The 16,673-nt window shown below is 36.3% G+C and carries 18 protein-coding genes and 2 pseudogenes; 12 read left to right on the forward strand and 8 right to left on the reverse strand.

The window, feature by feature from the left end; translation table 11 throughout:
* Nucleotides 1–193 precede the first annotated feature (193 nt).
* The 4 genes from ACLBVC_RS06255 (at nt 194) to ACLBVC_RS06270 (ending at nt 2,931) form a co-directional block, all read left to right on the forward strand.
* Entirely contained in the window at nt 194–688 is a 495-nt protein-coding gene (locus ACLBVC_RS06255; RefSeq protein WP_410148920.1) for a PAAR domain-containing protein, read from the forward strand.
* Entirely contained in the window at nt 681–2,063 is a 1,383-nt protein-coding gene (locus tag ACLBVC_RS06260) for a PAAR domain-containing protein (protein ID WP_410148921.1), read from the forward strand. Before ACLBVC_RS06255 ends, ACLBVC_RS06260 begins: the two co-directional genes overlap by 8 nt.
* A complete protein-coding gene (locus ACLBVC_RS06265) occupies nt 2,063–2,464 on the forward strand; it encodes a hypothetical protein (RefSeq protein ID WP_410148922.1) in 402 nt (133 codons plus the stop codon). The genes ACLBVC_RS06260 and ACLBVC_RS06265 overlap by 1 nt, the downstream gene beginning before the upstream one ends.
* A 164-nt stretch (nt 2,465–2,628) precedes the next feature.
* Nucleotides 2,629–2,931: a hypothetical protein gene (locus ACLBVC_RS06270; RefSeq protein WP_410148923.1), complete on the forward strand. Its 303-nt coding sequence runs from the start codon at nt 2,629–2,631 to the stop codon at nt 2,929–2,931.
* Nucleotides 2,932–3,052: 121 nt separating this feature from the next.
* On the opposite strand, the pseudogene ACLBVC_RS06275 reads toward ACLBVC_RS06270, so the two are convergent.
* Nucleotides 3,053–3,217 (reverse strand): annotated as a pseudogene (locus tag ACLBVC_RS06275) (Arm DNA-binding domain-containing protein); the annotation flags it as partial.
* Nucleotides 3,218–3,574: 357 nt separating this feature from the next.
* On the opposite strand from ACLBVC_RS06275, the gene ACLBVC_RS06280 reads away from it, so the two are divergent.
* The 7 genes and pseudogenes from ACLBVC_RS06280 to ACLBVC_RS06310 all read left to right on the forward strand — a co-directional run bounded on the left by ACLBVC_RS06280 (nt 3,575) and on the right by ACLBVC_RS06310 (nt 10,429).
* Nucleotides 3,575–4,429: a DUF6387 family protein gene (locus tag ACLBVC_RS06280; RefSeq protein WP_410148924.1), complete on the forward strand. Its 855-nt coding sequence runs from the start codon at nt 3,575–3,577 to the stop codon at nt 4,427–4,429.
* Between the two features lie 124 nt (nt 4,430–4,553).
* Nucleotides 4,554–4,760, forward strand: a pseudogene (locus tag ACLBVC_RS06285) (helix-turn-helix transcriptional regulator).
* 326 nt (nt 4,761–5,086) lie between these two features.
* The gene (locus tag ACLBVC_RS06290) at nt 5,087–6,289 is read left to right on the forward strand and encodes a tyrosine-type recombinase/integrase (protein ID WP_410148925.1); all 1,203 of its coding nucleotides are present in this window, start codon (nt 5,087–5,089) and stop codon (nt 6,287–6,289) included.
* Entirely contained in the window at nt 6,282–7,592 is a 1,311-nt protein-coding gene (locus tag ACLBVC_RS06295) for a tyrosine-type recombinase/integrase (protein WP_410148926.1), read from the forward strand. Before ACLBVC_RS06290 ends, ACLBVC_RS06295 begins: the two co-directional genes overlap by 8 nt.
* Nucleotides 7,592–9,466 (forward strand): DNA-binding protein, encoded by a 1,875-nt coding sequence (locus ACLBVC_RS06300; protein ID WP_410148927.1) that lies wholly within the window; start codon nt 7,592–7,594, stop codon nt 9,464–9,466. The genes ACLBVC_RS06295 and ACLBVC_RS06300 overlap by 1 nt, the downstream gene beginning before the upstream one ends.
* Before the next feature lie 14 nt (nt 9,467–9,480).
* Nucleotides 9,481–9,867 carry a hypothetical protein gene (locus ACLBVC_RS06305; protein WP_410148928.1) on the forward strand — a complete coding sequence of 129 codons (387 nt, stop codon included), beginning with the start codon at nt 9,481–9,483 and terminating at the stop codon, nt 9,865–9,867.
* Nucleotides 9,868–10,006: 139 nt separating this feature from the next.
* A complete protein-coding gene (locus tag ACLBVC_RS06310; RefSeq protein WP_410148929.1) occupies nt 10,007–10,429 on the forward strand; it encodes a hypothetical protein in 423 nt (140 codons plus the stop codon).
* Between the two features lie 48 nt (nt 10,430–10,477).
* Here the strand turns inward: ACLBVC_RS06310 and ACLBVC_RS06315 are convergent, their stop codons facing one another.
* The 4 genes from ACLBVC_RS06315 to ACLBVC_RS06330 form a co-directional block, all read right to left on the reverse strand.
* The gene (locus ACLBVC_RS06315) at nt 10,478–10,867 is read right to left on the reverse strand and encodes a hypothetical protein (protein WP_410148930.1); all 390 of its coding nucleotides are present in this window, start codon (nt 10,865–10,867) and stop codon (nt 10,478–10,480) included.
* Between the two features lie 28 nt (nt 10,868–10,895).
* On the reverse strand, nt 10,896–11,522 hold the full coding sequence (locus tag ACLBVC_RS06320; RefSeq protein ID WP_410148931.1) for a DUF4755 domain-containing protein: 627 nt from the start codon (nt 11,520–11,522) through the stop codon (nt 10,896–10,898).
* A 238-nt stretch (nt 11,523–11,760) separates the two neighbouring features.
* Complete coding sequence (locus ACLBVC_RS06325) at nt 11,761–13,023, reverse strand: relaxase/mobilization nuclease domain-containing protein (protein WP_410148932.1); 1,263 nt, start codon at nt 13,021–13,023, stop codon at nt 11,761–11,763.
* Nucleotides 13,001–13,429, reverse strand: a complete 429-nt coding sequence (locus ACLBVC_RS06330) for a hypothetical protein (protein WP_410148933.1) — start codon at nt 13,427–13,429, stop codon at nt 13,001–13,003. The genes ACLBVC_RS06325 and ACLBVC_RS06330 overlap by 23 nt, the downstream gene beginning before the upstream one ends.
* Before the next feature lie 161 nt (nt 13,430–13,590).
* Here ACLBVC_RS06330 and ACLBVC_RS06335 point away from each other — a divergent pair, with 161 nt between their 5' ends.
* A complete protein-coding gene (locus ACLBVC_RS06335) occupies nt 13,591–13,821 on the forward strand; it encodes a hypothetical protein (RefSeq protein ID WP_410148934.1) in 231 nt (76 codons plus the stop codon).
* 38 nt (nt 13,822–13,859) lie between these two features.
* On the opposite strand, the gene ACLBVC_RS06340 is transcribed toward ACLBVC_RS06335, so the two are convergent.
* The 3 genes from ACLBVC_RS06340 to ACLBVC_RS06350 all read right to left on the reverse strand — a co-directional run bounded on the left by ACLBVC_RS06340 (nt 13,860) and on the right by ACLBVC_RS06350 (nt 16,530).
* Nucleotides 13,860–14,462, reverse strand: coding sequence for a hypothetical protein (locus tag ACLBVC_RS06340; protein WP_410148935.1), 603 nt, complete (start codon nt 14,460–14,462; stop codon nt 13,860–13,862).
* A 904-nt stretch (nt 14,463–15,366) separates the two neighbouring features.
* On the reverse strand, nt 15,367–15,573 hold the full coding sequence (locus tag ACLBVC_RS06345) for a hypothetical protein (RefSeq protein WP_248578184.1): 207 nt from the start codon (nt 15,571–15,573) through the stop codon (nt 15,367–15,369).
* A 3-nt stretch (nt 15,574–15,576) separates the two neighbouring features.
* Complete coding sequence (locus tag ACLBVC_RS06350) at nt 15,577–16,530, reverse strand: hypothetical protein (protein ID WP_410148936.1); 954 nt, start codon at nt 16,528–16,530, stop codon at nt 15,577–15,579.
* Nucleotides 16,531–16,673 lie beyond the last annotated feature (143 nt).

The raw sequence follows: 16,673 nt of genomic DNA on the forward strand, positions 1-16,673 counted from the left end.
TATATTGTACTAAATGTTATTTGTTATTACTCAAGAGATACTTTGAGAGAACGCATGATAAACCAGACAGCATTCATGCAATATCTCGATCAAGGTTTCTCTTTTAGACATGCCCGTATTCAAAAATAATTTAGGTTAAGAGCAACGACGAGTATGATGCAGGGGATACCCATAGCAAGTACAAGGAAATGTCATGGAAATGCAGTACACCAACGTATTGACCCCGGAATTAAAAGCGTCACTGAATCGTCCTTCTTTTTCGCCAGAGCAAAAATCGGTTATGGGCGATGACGCAAGGCTGCACGTTGAAGCGCAGGAAGCATTTCTACGTGAGCACCCGGTGGTGGCAATTTACCGGGTTGCTACTGAGGGGAGCCAGAGCCGAGAGGGCGGGGTGATAAAACAGGGTAATTCAGGACAGTCTATCCAACTTAATAATGGTCATAAAGTTCAGGGTGCTCGGACTGGTGACAGTGTAATTTATGAGGATGGCAGTACTGCGATCATCATCAGCGGTGCTGGGAAGGCGATGCATGATAATCACGGCCATAGTATAGCGCTCGTTGGTAGCCGCCTGAGCAATGGCGATGAGATAATTAGTTCGCCTCAGTCGACTGCGTTGATAGCACAGCGAGAAGGCGTGCCATTGTGCGACGATTTTCTCAAAGAGGTGGGTAACGATGAGTAGTCGCTCATGCTGGGATGGCAAAGGCGAAGGCTTGGACGGTGACCCAACGACCACCGGTGCACAATGCATAAGTAGCTACCAGAACACATCAAATGCTGGACTAGGCGCTTTACGCATTGGAGATAAAACGACTACCTGCCCTAAATGTGGTAAGCCGGGAGTGATAATAGAAGGGCATTCCGGGGTAACTTTGGACGGAATAGCCGCTGCCGTTGATGGTGCAGAGATTATGTGTGGATGTCCGCCAGGAACGAACAGACTCGTTGCTCCAGCGGGACAGTGGATGGGAAGCAAACCGGCCCCCGAGCCTGATTTTATGACCCAGCCAACACAACATGCACAGGCAGCGAAAAAGCCGCAGCCAGATAAACGCGAAGCCGTAGACGCTGGCTTCGGTGTTATGCCATTTGGTGCAACGACAGAAACCTTCCGGAATTACCTGTTTAGCGGTGAACCGCCAGCAGGAACGAAAGAGCTATTCTGTTCCCTGAATGGAAGCGGTAAGGAATTCAAGGCCGGTACGATCATGCTGCTGGTTGACCCAGCCAAGCAGGACAGTTCTCAAATAGCTCATATGCAGGCGGCAAAAGAACGCGTAGATGCAGCACTGGCGCCACTCACGCATCAGGAAGCCAATTTTCTGCATCGAAATAAAGACACTATTGATTTATTTACCTCACAAACTAGTTTGTATAGTGGAGTCGCTGCGGATGCTGCGGGCAAGTATTTCGAGAAAGTCGAAAGTATCTTAGCAAAAATACAGGCCACATATAAAAACCAATATATCACCAGTGGGACATTGATTGGTGAGCAGTTTTTTGTTGAGCGAAAACAATTATTTAAAGAGTTAGACGGTGTATTAACAGATTTCACCAAGTATAAAATAGGTTTGAAAGATTATCCTGATATTCGCCGCTCACTCGGTTTATCATCAAGCTCAATAACACATCGCTGGAATCAAACTGGCGTGTCAGATATTGAAGGCTATGCCACGTATATGGAGAATGCCGCCAAATACGTGAAATTGATGAAAAAGGCCGGTTATGTTGGTATTGCCTTAGATGGTGTTAACCGGTTAGATAAAGTATATGAAGCTTGTACAGTAGGAAGTGATTGTGCAAAGACTGCTTTTACCGAAGTGGGGAGTTTTAGTGGTGGTGTTGGTGCTGGGATCGGCGCGGGTATGTTAGTTTCTGGTTCAGTATCGACTGCTGTATGCTATGCGGTTCTTGGGGGGCTGAGCATCGAGGCTGGCGGCGTCGGGGCATTAGCTTGCGGCATTGTTTTTACGGGCGCAGTCGGATATGGGGCTAGTGAAGTTGGGAGCGCCGTTGGCTCTCATTTAGGAGAGCAAGTATATGAGGTCGTTAAATAATGGCTATTATATTTACTTATTTTACAATAGCGATTGGTGTTGTGATGTTTATTTCATTCATTAGCATGATTGCTTTAGCATATCTTAATAATAAAAGATTTCTTGAGGTTTGTCGTTTGTATGAACTGGAGTTCGGTTCATTACCTTTAAGCGCTACCATTTTAAAAAATGCTGACATTATAGGATTCAGTGCGGGTTATTCGACAAAAATAGAGTTCATTATTCTCCCATTGATCTTTGGCAAAAAATCAATGCATAGTAAAAACAATGACGTTGAGTTTATGAGGCAGTTACCTAATAACATAAAGCGGTGGTTTGTAGCCGAGTATTACTGCGCTGTATTGGGGTGTGCTACATGTGTTATTATCGGAATCTGTATGTATTTAGACAAAAATCATTAATTGAAGGCTGTAGGACAGTTGGGGTGGATTTATCGGGGTCACTAAATGACGATATCTGTTATTGATCTTACTATATCTATAGTCACAGCTTTGGGGATCGCCTTAGGTTTTATTACCATTGCCCTGTCATATTTAAATAAAAAAGATTCATTAAGGTATGTGTTTTGTATGAAAAGGAATTTGGTTCTTTACCTCTAAGTGTTCAGACATTTTATGAATCAGATATGGTGGGTTTTAGTGAGGGACATGCTATGAAAATTCAATTCATAATTAATCCTATCATTTTTGGTAAGAAATCGGCACATAGTAAATTCAATGATGTTGAGTTTATGCGGGCTCTTCCCAGTAATATAAAAAATGGTTTGTTGTTGAGTATCTTTTATCAGTCACTGGTCTTGCTTTACTCGCTATTTCTGGTGTTTGTTTTTATTTTAAGTAATGAATTTTTTTTGAATGATTTGTTTTAATTAAAATGTGTGGCTAGTCATCTGTGGTGGTTTTTTTCTAGTTAATTTTGAACAGAATCACCATTTATCCGTGAATTAAAAATACCTACGTAAAGGAAAATTTCAAGTGTAGTGGCACACTGAATTTACCCACGGTTAAAATCTTTTCTTTACCCGCCAACTTGAAGCGCAACTGCCACACTTTTTTACCGGAAGGTGGGATATAGAGATAGAGTCCATTACTGTCGAGCAGTCGGTAAGGCTTCTCTTTCGGCTTGGCTGTGTCTATCTGCTTTACGGTGAGCATGGGTAAAAATCCGGTGGGTAAATTTATTTACTCGTTTTTTACCCGCTAAAGAGTGCGGCTGTCAACGAACCAATGCGAACTACTAGCAAAGATGGTTTCAGGTGTGGTGGGGTTTTAGCGAACTAGTAAGAACTGAGGTGAACTGTGAAATGGTGTCCCCTACAGGAATCGAACGTATAAATATTTTCATGATTTAAAAGAGAATTTTTATAGGTAGTCATAATTGTTCCAACATTAATACCAACAAAGAATTTTTATGTCGCTGTCATCGGTTAAGTCTTTGAAACTTGCTTAAATTGATTAAGTCTGGGAAGTTCAACACTAACAGATTATGTTCTATTGCTGGAGTGTGTTTCGATGAAAAATTGGTCCCCAGAGCATACAAAAGAAATCAAAGCTTGGCTCGACATAGATAACTACCGTAAGTTCGAAGAAATCACCTTAAACGGCCTGTATCATGAACTTTGGGCTAGATCGCATTTGTTTAAGCCATGGCCCACGGAGGAAGAGAAAAAAGGGTTGTGGAACTACATGACGAAAATTTTCAGTGGCAACCCCCATCTTTTCAATGACACACAACTCGACTACCCAACGACCCACGATAGCCTTTACAACCCTCCCCACATTTTTATAACTGATATCAGCAGGCTTGCTCAACTGAGCGTATCTGCTCTCAATGTGAATCTTTTCACTTGGGAAAGAGGAAGCGATATATACAGTGTTAACGCTCCCCATCACGAAGCTTATGTATCAGCGCTAATGTTCCCTTTATGTGAGAAAACTGTTCTGCTCGAAATCGATCTGGGTAGTGGAACAGACGATGAAATTACAGAGTCCATAAAAGCAGCACTGCCTCAATGGAGACGGATTAAAGGGGTTGAGGTTGATGAGGCTGGGGCGGTTCGTTTTGGCTATGGAACTATAAAAAAAATCATAAACTATCGTTTGCTAGCGATGTTGGACATATTGCTATGGGCGAAAAGGAAGGATGTTCGAGTGTCAGATGATCGCCTTTCTCGTCTTCTATACACGGACGAAGACGATGAGGCTTCAATCCGGCTTCACTATCACATCAAAGATGCAGATCGACCACTTGCTATGAAAGCTGCAACAATGGACTTCGCCAAGCAGTTCAATTTTTTCATGAATCGAAATCCACACCTAAAAAACATGAGAGTTTCAGATGTGATGAAACTCTCTGATTCCAACTAATCGTAACTCCACGACACCTAGCTCTACAGGGCTACTCATTGCCCTGTAGTTCGGAATCTCGCTCCTTTCTTATTCCGACAGTTCGTATAGTCATTTCATCGAAACGAACAAGAGGAAACATGAAATGAACAACAAAAGCACTCATCTAATACTTCTTCCTGAAGTCCTCTTGAGAACTGGCTACGGAAAAGCCTAGATCTATTGCCTGATCAGTGAGGGGCGCTTCCCTGGTTCTATAAAGATAGAAATTCGCTCGGTGGCATTCGTAGAGTTTGAAATCGATGAATGGATTAAAACCGCAATAGATAAAACAAGAAAAAACGCTGCTTAAAAATAATTCTATTAAAGGATAGAGAAAATGAAAATATTTACAGAAAATGTAAATTTTGAATGATAAATACAGGGTTAAACTTTACAAAAAACTTTACGAAAATATTGTGTATCTTATTCTACTTAGGTTTGACACTCGTTTCTAAGTATTAGGTGTACATAATAAACACTAGATCTACCAGATGATAAATTGTAATTTTTTAAATCGTTATATATTGATTTACAAATAATTTTAAGAATATTCCCTTTAATTTTTTTTGTAAATTTAAAAACCGTCTATTACTAATATATTAGAACTATACTTTTTGTAAACTTTAGGAGGAATATATGTGTAGTATTTGCGTGGATTCATTTATGTTTGAAAATGGTGAAAGATATTGTCATGTTGTTGATAAAGAAACAGGGGAACCACTTTTTTATCCTAATCTGTATATAACAACACAAGTCAGGAATCGTTCTGAGTCAATATCAACAATGAAAGTGATAGCAGGCAACATTTCATTGCTATATCGTTTTTTTGACAATAAGAACATTGAGATTGACGAAAGAATTCAGAAGATGATATTTCTGACTCCTAATGAAATCGATGACTTGATAGAGTATACATCGATCAATTTCAAGAAAGCAAAACCTAACAGTTTTAAAGATATTGCTGTTAAAATTCCAACTAGATATTTCAGGGTGACAACAATTGCTAACTATCTAGAATGGTTATGCAAAATTCATCTTTCTCTTTCAAGCCAGAAAGATAAGATTAAAGAGATACAAAATTTCATTAAAAATATAAAAAGAAAACAGCCAAGAAACAACAGTAAATATAATATGAATATTGAAAAGAGTTTAGATGAAAATCAACTTGATTCCTTATTTAACATACTTGCACCCGGTAGCAATTCAAACCCATTTTCAATAAATGTACAAAAAAGGAATAATCTAATATTTCTGTTGCTTCACTCATTTGGTATTAGAGCTGGTGAACTTCTGAATTTAAGGATTAGCGATATCAATTTTTCAGAATCAACAATCGCTATAAGAAGAAGGCCTAATGATAGATCAGATCCACGAGTATACCAGCCATTAGTTAAAACTTGTGAGAGAAAGCTGACTGTTGATACAACACTAATGCTGGAAATTTCGGACTATATTTTAAATGATAGACGCAAAATTAAAAACGCGAAAAAGAACGATTTTCTTTTTGTTACTTACAAGGAAGGCCGAACCCAGGGACAACCTCTATCATTTTCCTCCTATCATAAAATAGTCAGCGTTGTTCGACAATCATCTTCACTTTTAGATGGATTGACAGGTCATAAACTTAGACATACTTGGAACTATGAGTTTTCGAAAGTAATAGATGAAATAGGGGGCATCTCAGATGAAAAGGAACAGCAAATCCGTTCTTACCTAATGGGATGGAGACCGGGTTCAGACACTTCATTAATCTATAATCGCAGGCATATTGTCGAAATTTCGAAAAAGACATCAATTGATCTTCAAAAGACACTATTTAAAGGAATGTGTAATGAATAATATTATGCAAAACAATAAAAATATAGAATCTAATGAAGGTAAAACCATTATCGTCCAGAGGGTATTAGGTTTAGATGAGAACAGTAAAATAAGTATTAGCAATTTAATCGAGATTATGAATGTAAACTTGCTTAATGGATTCATAAATACATTGCAGCAATATGCTTGTAGTAATAGTCGTTCTTACGTAAAAACCATAATTAATCATATGGTGCATTTCATTAAGAACATACAGCCAGAAAGCATTAATGATAAGGCAGTGATGCAATATAAAGATATCCACCCTACAAATTTACGGGTTTTAAGACCATTTATTATTAAATGGTTCGAGTTTGGATATCCTGGAGTTGATGAAAATGCAGTTGAGTTATTGAAACACTTCGATCTTAAAATAAAGAAATTTGGGCAGGAAGTTTTGCAAGACGACCCGAATGAAGGACCACTAACTAAACATGAGCTTGATTCATTAATCAAAGCTATAACTAATGCGTATGGCAAAGGGGAATTGTCATTATCAGATTATGCGATATCGTTATTAATTAGCATGACAGGAAGAAGGCCACAGCAGTTAGTTCTGTTAAAATATAAAGATATTAAAAAAAAGAATATAAGTGGAGATTTAACTGAATTCTTAATTAGTATGCCAAGAGTTAAACAACGAGATGTACAACAACAATATCGGGATATTGCTATCATCCCGCACCTGGCTTCGGTTATAGTTAGGCAAGCCAATGATTCAGTTGATCTTGTTGAGAAAGTTCTTGGCATGTCTCTTGATGATAAGGTTAAAGGAGAAATTCCTATATTTCTAAACAAGCAAAGCCTGTGCAAGTTAGAGAAAACAAAAAATATATTTGAGCTAACAAATAATGATGTATTAAATGCAAAGCCTTCAATAGCCCATGCTGCATTAACTAGAATAGTTAAATTTGAAAATTTAATTTCAAGCCGGACAGGTTTGTTACTAAAAATTAATCCAAGAAGACTTCGTCATACGATAGCGACATTGCTGGCTCAGGATGGTCATGATGCCAGCGTCATTGCCGAATTGCTTGACCACTCTTCGACTTCAAGTGTTGGGATTTATATTAAGAACTTAGCCGATAGTGCGGAAAGGATAGATAATGCTGTTACAAAGCAACTTTCATTTTTAGCAGATATTTTTATGTATGGGATGAAATCGAAAAAAGACCTGGCTTTTAAGTTTTTCTCGACAAAAATATGTCAAGCGCAAAATTCAGATTACCCTTGTGATCAATGTGCTTTTTTTATCCCATTTGAAGATATTAAGGATAACAGTTAATGAATAATATCGTTTTGTTTAAATCTAAATATTCAATAAATGTGGAGGATAATTATAATAACTTCATAAAATTTTGCCATTATAAATTGATTGGATTGACTCAAATTAAAGATTGGGATAACTGTGTGTGGAAAGGAGTTACGACATTTCGGAAGATCGGCGTGGGGTGCAAAAAATTCAGTTCTGCAGATGCAATGCATGACGAGTTTGCTAATTTTGCTAAAGCATACATTAAGTATCAACACTCACTAAAACCGCTAAAGAGCTATGGATCTGTGATGATGGCATTGAGGTGTCTTGAACAAGCACTTTTGCAGATTTGTAGTAATGGTTTCATTTATAATGTTACAACCATAATTTTTGATGAAGCAATGCAAATCGGAAGAAAACATTTCAAGGGTAATGTTTTGGCACAATGTGGAACACAGCTTGAAAGATTATCCAATTTCCTTTACGAACATAATCTTGTAAAAGCTGGCTATATAGCTTGGAAAAACTCGGTAAAACAAAAAGTTAAAAATAATTATATTCCAGTCATAGATGACTATCAAAGAAAAGATAAATTGCCCAATGAGTCTGCGTTATTAGCTATTGCAGATATCTTTTCAAAAGATGATGATGTAATGAGCCAAAGAGATATGTTTACAAGTTCAGTATTTGCGCTTCTCCTCTGTTGTCCAAGCCGAATTTCTGAGATTTTAGCTTTACCTGCTGATTGTGAAATTATCCAGCAAGATAGCAAGGGAATTGAAAGATATGCTTTGAGATTTTATTCAGTTAAGGGATATGGGCCTAATATAAAGTGGATTCCACAAGTTATGGTGCCAGTTGCAAAGAAAGCTGTCAGAAGGCTACGTCATCTCTCTCGAAATGCAAGGTCACTGGCTATATGGTGCGAAGATCACCCTGACGAGTTTTATCGACATGAACTGTGTCCATTGGTCGATGAAAAAGAGAAATTAACAGTTGAGCAGGTCTGCCATGCATTGGGATATCCTTTGCATGACAAAAAAGCATGTATATTGAAAGTTAAAAGGACGAGTCTTGATGGCAATAAGACCTTCCTTAATGCAAGTGATTACGCATACACATTGAATGAACTATGGAAAATGATTCGTTCAGGATTTAGCCAAAATTTCCCATGGTTTGATAAAGAAAAATCTATAAAATATAGTAATGCATTATGTTTACTTAATGATAATCAGCTTGTTTTGTCACGAATGACGAATATCTATTCTCTGTATAAACCTACTAAAGGGTTCTTTTCCGTTGATATGCAATGGAAAGAAAGTCATGAGTATGGTTATAAAAATATCTTTGCTCGATATGGTTTCTTTGATGAGGAAGGAAAGCCACTACTCATTCGTTCACACCAGCCAAGACATCTTTTAAACACAATTGCTCATTACGGTGAAATGTCGGAATTAGATATCTCAAAATGGTCTGGTAGAGTCAATGTAAATCAGAACCGTGTTTATAACCATGTTTCAGAAGAAGAGATGGTGGAAAAAGTTGGAACTATTGATTTCCATGTAAATTCTTATTGCCATAAGGAGCCGAACTCATCTGCAGGATTAGCTGTGAACTTAAATGATCTTCAGCATGGAGCAATACACTTAACAGAACGCGGTTATTGTATTCATGATTATGCAATTCTACCTTGTGAAAAAATAAATCAATATATTGAGTCATACAATCACTTAAAAGAACTAAAACCAACTGATAAGAATAGGCTTCTAATCATCAGAGATAGAATAATAGAGTTCAAGAGACTAACTCAAGTAGCATTTGAAAATGGTGACTATGGTGCTGAAAAATGGATCAAGCATCATGAGTTGAATTTAAATAGAATAAACAATTTGTTAGGTAACTAAAATAGGAAAAATATATGGCAAAACATTTGAGTAGTAGTGAGATAAAGGCGATAACATATATTATAAAAATGTGGAATGGGAAAATTACATGGGTTAATTTGTGTGAGTCGATACACAAAAAATTAAATAGAACCATAACGAGGCAATCACTTAATTCACATGAGGAGGTTGTCGAGGCGTATAGAGTTAAAAAGAACGTATTAAATTTGAAAGCATCTGATTTAAAGAAACCTGCAAATTTAGCTATTGCTGCACAGCAGATTTTGAACCTTAAAGCAGAGAATGACGCATTAAAAAGCCTAAATAAAAGGTATAAGGAACAGTTTACCCGTTGGCAGTATAATGCTTACAGGCATGGTGTTTCACTAGAGAACTTGAATCGACCATTTAATCAAAAGTAAATAATAATGATTGAGTTAGTATAATGATATTTTTATTATTTATTTTTATATTGATAGGTTTTACCTATTGACAACCTCATAAAAGCTGATAATTATTTAATTAAGTCAGGAAGACAAACCTATTGCAAGGATGCAATTTATGGATAATAAAAATAAATCTCTATCGAAAGAAGAGAAGTTGATAACACTCATTGATAAATATATTACCGAAACGTATAACGAAAAAGATGAAATATTCACATATAAGTTGTATTTGATTTTTGTCGGGTATCATCTTAAGTATTTCTACCCTAACTCTCAGTATTGCTGTTCAACTAAAAACATTGATAATATTATGCAGATGTTCTGTGGCGTATTTAAATGTCTAAAAGGCAACCTTATAAAAGAACTACCACATAAAGAGGTGCTTTTCTTTCAGTTAAATACATTGGTAGATTACATTGAAAGGAATCAGGTGAGATTAGAGCAAGTCTACGTTGAGTTAAAAGCTCAGTATGAAATGAAAGAGATTAACAGTCGCGTGACAACAGCTTGTAAGCCTATTAAAAGAAAGAGGTTGTAATAACCTAGCCCTGAACTATGAGGCTATCACAATCTCTTGTAGGGTATATTAGTTGGCAATCCCGTTTTCAGATTTTCTGTCTTCTGACGAAAAGCTCCATGTATTGACAGTATCATTCTTATTGAATGTTATGGATAGTGTTCTTGATTCTGTTGTTGTATTACCAGCGAAGAATCCAACGACAGGAACATAAGTCAACGGGTTTATTTTCCCATTGTTCATTTCATATAGATAAATATCGCCACCGTCATTTTTTGAAGTTACAGACGTAGGTGAACCAAATGCTCTGACAACATCGCTCTTAGTTGTTTTATTTTTTACAAGCTTCGTTTGCAGTGAAGCTTGACTTTCATTTTTTAAGGCTTGATTACCAGAAGATGAACACCCTGATACAATGGAAATTGTAATAGATAAAAATGCTATAATAAATTTATTCATGATACTGTCCTTGTTCTATTTAAAAGTTTTAGTTTTGGTTCAGAACTTGCTCAAACACTTGCATCCATCTTTTAAGTTGGATCTCGGTATCTCTGAAGCCTTTGTCGTCACTGAAACGACCTTCTTTCGGGAAGAATTTAATTTGCCATTCGGGATTTTGAATATCTTTTACTGAAATGAAAAAACCAGAGTTTTTTGCATCTTTTAATCTATTAGAATCATTCTGTGACTTAGCAATAATTCCGTTCGTGATTCCTACTCCTATTACTTTACCGGAGCTTGTTAAATCGTAACGCCATGTCTTAACATCACTCAATGGATATGTTTGCTCTTTATTTTTTTCTTTCAGTTTAATAATTTTTTTATTTAAATCTATAAGCAACGATGTCTTGTCAAACTCGTGATAGTAATAACCATCATCATTATCGTTAAAATAATCAATAGTGGCGTTGTTCTTACGTTTGTCTAAATACTTAGGTATTGCTGTAAAAATGATAAAAGCACAAGCGAAAAACCATGCCATGAAGGATTGCGATACAGCTTCTGTTCCCCACGCAAGCATTATGCCTACGGGAATCGCCAATGCTATCCAGACCCGTTTCATAACGAAGATTGTTGGTTTAGAAGGTTCTTTGAAACTGATTTCTGTTGTCATTTAAGTATCCATCTAATCTGGTTGATTTTTAACAACGTTTAAACTTATCTCGATGAATTCTCGATGGTTTGCGGGCTTTAGTAAAAACGTTTGTACCGATCGATGTTGTATTCATGATAGGTATGGGCTATCAACACTAGATTATCGATCTGTAAAACCGATCAATATTTTTCACATGAAATCAACGTATTATCCCTTGAAGCGAGTATGCTTATTTTTACAGCATGGCAATTCTTGGTTATTTCAGTTTGTTAATGTTTGCCTGGGTTTGGATTTGCAAAAAAGGGGTAAGGCAGTGGATTTTCAACACTCTTTTGAATTTTCTGAATGCATACAACAAACAAAAACCAAATAATTTCAATGCATTAATGGATTTGATCCAAACCATGAAGCGACGAGGTCTTACTTGTCTGATTTTCTTGCTATTTTGTAAATCGAAAATGGCATTGAGTATCTGCTGCCGCTTATCTTCTTTAACTACCGTCTTCGAAGCAGGTGCAACAGAAGCAGTTATTGAAGGGGCATGAGAAGGAGAAGGCGTTAGCGAAGCAATTTTCTCAGAAATGGTTAGTGTTTCCCTGACTGTGTTGATTACCATTTTTGCAGGAGCAGGAGCAGGAGCAGGAGCAGGAGCAGGAGCAGGAGCAGGAGCAGGAGCAGGAGCAGGAGCAGGAGCAACTTGCCTGGTATTCAGGAGTAGTGAGTTTTCGCGTTCAGGCTCGTAGTTGAGAAGCTTTTGAAGATTCGCCCATGAATACATTTTGCCGAGTTGAGATGCTTTGAATGCAATACCCTGGTATTCAAATGAGAAGCCATTCATTTTTCCCGTCGAAGCGATATTGGCTTTACAGGTCACTTGGCTATCTGCGAGTCGCTTGATAAAAGTTAGAAGTTCAGGCGTATCAGCCAAACTTTTATCAATGATCTGTTGTAGAGCTTCTTTTGGTGAAGGCTCCCCAGTCCGTTCAGATAGCATTTTCTCATTACGGGACACTCTCTTCCGCTTCGGTTGTGCATTCGAGAGGGATGGTGCTGTCTTGGTCACTGTCATGTTATGAGCGATTTCTAACTCACTAATGATTCGTGTGCTGATAAGGTTCTCGTTCCTGCCTAAATACAACTTACCGCCGTTCAAATCAATCCTGCTGGCGATAATGTGTATGTGCTGGCCTGCTTCGTCGTCGTGCAACACATAACACCTGAGATGGGTATCACTGAACCCCATGCGTTGCATGTAGTCGTTGGCAAATGATACCCACCGTTCATTGGTTAGGTTTTCACCGGTGGGTAAGCGAAGCGAGTTGTGCCACACCGCTTTTTCTACTTCCGGGCGAAGCTGTTTGCTGCTATCAAACTCAGCGATAAGATCCTTAGCAGAGTCGTTCAACAGGTTCCCGCCGATGACGGTTGGATCGCTTCTATGGTGGGTTCCAGCTTTTAATGCGTATAGGACTACACCAGCGAAGCTCTTACCTCTCCTAATTTTTCGCATACCCTTCATAGGGTTTGCTCCATATGTCTGCATTGATGAGTTCCTCGCGAAGTTCACTGATATGCCTTTTGATTACGAAGATCTCTGTTTTTGTCAGCGAACTACCACTACTTTTGTTGTCGAGATGAACAAGTATTCTGTTCAGCTTCTGTGACATATCTCCAAAGGATTTCCACATATCAAGATTAATTGAAGGAACTATCGGGGGGAGTTGATTTAATGATGCCATGCGAAGCCATTCACCTTTTGAATAATTACCACGGAGGGTATTTAAAAATAATAATTCTTTTTTATTTAACCGAACACTAACACAATGGGTTCGCAGTATTTCTGGGGTAAGATTAGCCCTATGGAGTTTTTCTCTAACGAATGTGTTGCTTGTGACAATCTGAGGGATTGATGGTTTTTTTTCCATATAACATCCTTTTATATAGTTAATAATATGAAAGCATAATTCATCTGCTAAATATATTTATATTTAAGCTATTATGAATGTCAATAACCGACTGTAAAAATTTGACATCTATTTTTTTAAATGGTATGTGAATATAATCAATTTAACTATATGGAGGTTTTATGATGAAAAAAATAAATCATGAAATGGGGTTCTATATTTTACTAACCGTATTTATGTTAATCAGTTGGGGGGTAGTAATTATTCTATATTATCCTTTGCTACTCAAACCTATGGATTATCATGACACGCCAGTCCTTGCTGCTATTAGTGCCTGTGTTACAGGAGGGTGGATAGGATTTAGTATTATTGTTTTACCAGCGTTTTCTTCTCGTAAATTATTTGAAGAGTAAAATAAGGTGGATTTATCAAAAACCACCTTGATAATGATTCATTTCTTTTTATTTTCGTTTAGTAACTCTCTAAGTGAAAAGAGACATTTTATAGTAGCCGAAGTAGCAAAAATCCAGATGATGAAATACACAAGAGTAAAAATAATCAAAAAGGAAAAAATACCTATAAGTCCGTGATCTTTTAAATGGTAAATCATTTCTACATATGGATTGTAAGAATCCACTGTTTTGAATAATAACAAACACGCAGTTAATGTAGATGATGACAAAGTTATAAAATCGACATATTTTTTAACATAAGCAAGATCAGCTGAGGGGCTATTAGTGAACATGTTATATAAAATAACGCCACAAGTTAATGGCAAAATAAATAAAATAATGTGACTGCTATAATCTAAAATAAGATCAATCAAAAAGCAAATCAGTATTATGATAAATGGGAGGATGAAATAGAAAAAATAATGTTTATTTTGTAGTTTTTTAGGAAGCTTAGGTGAAGCTTCATTTTCTTTTTCCTTAGGTATTTTATACATCAAATCAACATTGCATCTAATTTCAATTCCATCAATAATACCTTTGAGATTTACATCACCTATTTTTTTACTCTCGCCCTCTTGTACTGTTTTGCTGTTTTCACTCATTACATTTACCTTCACTTTCGTTAGAACAGAATGATTGATAGGATTCTATCCCTTTTTAAAACAAGGAAACAGCATCACTCGAATATTTTTTAACGGTTCCTATGATTTTTTTCCTTTTCAGACCAAAGGAAGGAAAAGCAAGGCAACTCATAGAAGCTCAGCTTCTATGAGTTAGCTCTTGCTTTTAATGAGTGAGTACTTGACATTATTTTAAAAAACGTTATTTATATATAAAAAACTTGAAGGTCAAAAATAAAATGAAAACATCAACAGTAGTGTTACTGATATCAATGCCAATTCTTATGTTGTTAATTATAATGTCTTTCACGGTAGAAGAAAGATGGTTCACAGATGGGATGTCTTTATTAAATCCAATTATAATGTTATCGATTCCTTTTATAATTGGGCAGATAATTAAAGATTTTTTGAAATAAAAATCAGTAAAGAGGAATAAGATAGTAATAGGTATTATTTTTTCTCAAAAAACTCAAAAAAAGCTATCCATGCTTTTATCATGGCTGAACCTGCTAATATGATAAGTAATGTTTTATTGTCCTTCAATATATTCAATGTATCATTTAATATTTCATTGCTATGATTGAACTTCAAGGCGACTAATTTTATTGCACTGATGCTAGATACAGTAAAAAGGCAAAAATCATTGAAATTTTTTAATTTTTTTAACTTCTTCCTAAATAGAAAACACACAGATAGCGATATAAAGAGAGGTAAGAAAAAAATAGAATAATTTAATGGGCCAATTATTTCAGAGATTATATAGAAAAATAGTAAAGCATAAATCGTAAAGAAAATAGAATAAATTAGTTTAAAAAAATCTCTACAGAATTCATATCTCACTCCTTTAAGTAGCCAGTGAACCGGTATATGCTCACTGGCTGTATTATTAGGCCGCTAATCCCTCGTTAGGACGATCTGAATCCTCTCTGCTATCTTTTTCAGCAGCATACGTAGATTCACGCGATTTCGTTGACATACCTGAGCCATAGATTCGTTGAGCTTCGCTATTTTCGGGTTTCCAAGCCCAAGTGGAGACATCAACTTTCTGTTCGGACTCCATTTTTTCGAGAAAATTTAAACCAAATACATTCATTGTTTACCTGCTATGTGAAGTTAACCAATTTGCAATGGAACTGGATATATCCATTCCGGACAAATCCTCAATCCATAACCATTGACCGGCAGAATTTACTTCTAAGAACCACCAGTCATTATTTTCATCAACGATGAAATCTAAAGCACCATAACGAAGATTCAGCAACGTCATTAATGAATTAACTTTTTCCTTTATTATTTGTGGTGCATCAATTCGCCAGTGTGGTGTATTCGGTAAATCATATCTTCGCCAATCTACTTTTGCTTTACCTGAACGTTGAGAGTCAATAGCACAGGCGAAATGTTCTTGTTCGATTACGGTATATCTAACTTCGAATTTTTTATTAATGTATTTTTGAAGTGTAACTGGATTTTCACAGTCACTTGGGAAATTTTCAAGTAATTCTGGGGTGATTTTATTCACATATAAACCCAATAAATCGCCAGATTCAGAGATATACATGTCTTGCGACATGAATTTAATGACCGAATCAGGATTAGTAGCTACAAAACTTGTAAGATCTTGTTTGGAATTAGATGTGATGAATTCGGGCTGATTTAACCCAATATTTTTAGCTATTTTGCTTTGGAAGTATTTGTTATCAGCAAGAGTTGCATCTTTGACATGGTTAAACCAGCAAGCCTCTGATAATGCGTTATATAATCCAAAAAGACTTTTATTCCATTCAGAACGCCATAATCTAAAACCATTGCTTTGATCTTGCTGTTGTTCCGAATTAATCTGGACAGATACCCTTCTCGGCCAAACACATTTTATGTCCGATGCCTTAATTATCATATCATTTTGAGTGATAATCCAGTCTAACCCATTAAAGGTAATTTTAGTTTTTTTAAGAGCTTCAATATCTAAATTTAAACGGAAAAAATGCTTCCCAATTTTTTTGGAAACTACATCGGCATGAACATCATAACTATCGCTAAGTATTAATATCATTATAGGATGAGTCTGTAAAATTTAGTTTACTTAATATCCAACAGATGAGTTCAACCGTCAATATTAAATTTTATTGAAATTAATCATCTGATTTTATTGGTTTTTTCATGGAATTTTCATTTTCACAGAAATGTTCGTTTTTT

Source organism: Rahnella selenatireducens, from assembly GCF_046449555.1.
Taxonomy (GTDB): domain Bacteria; phylum Pseudomonadota; class Gammaproteobacteria; order Enterobacterales; family Enterobacteriaceae; genus Rahnella; species Rahnella selenatireducens.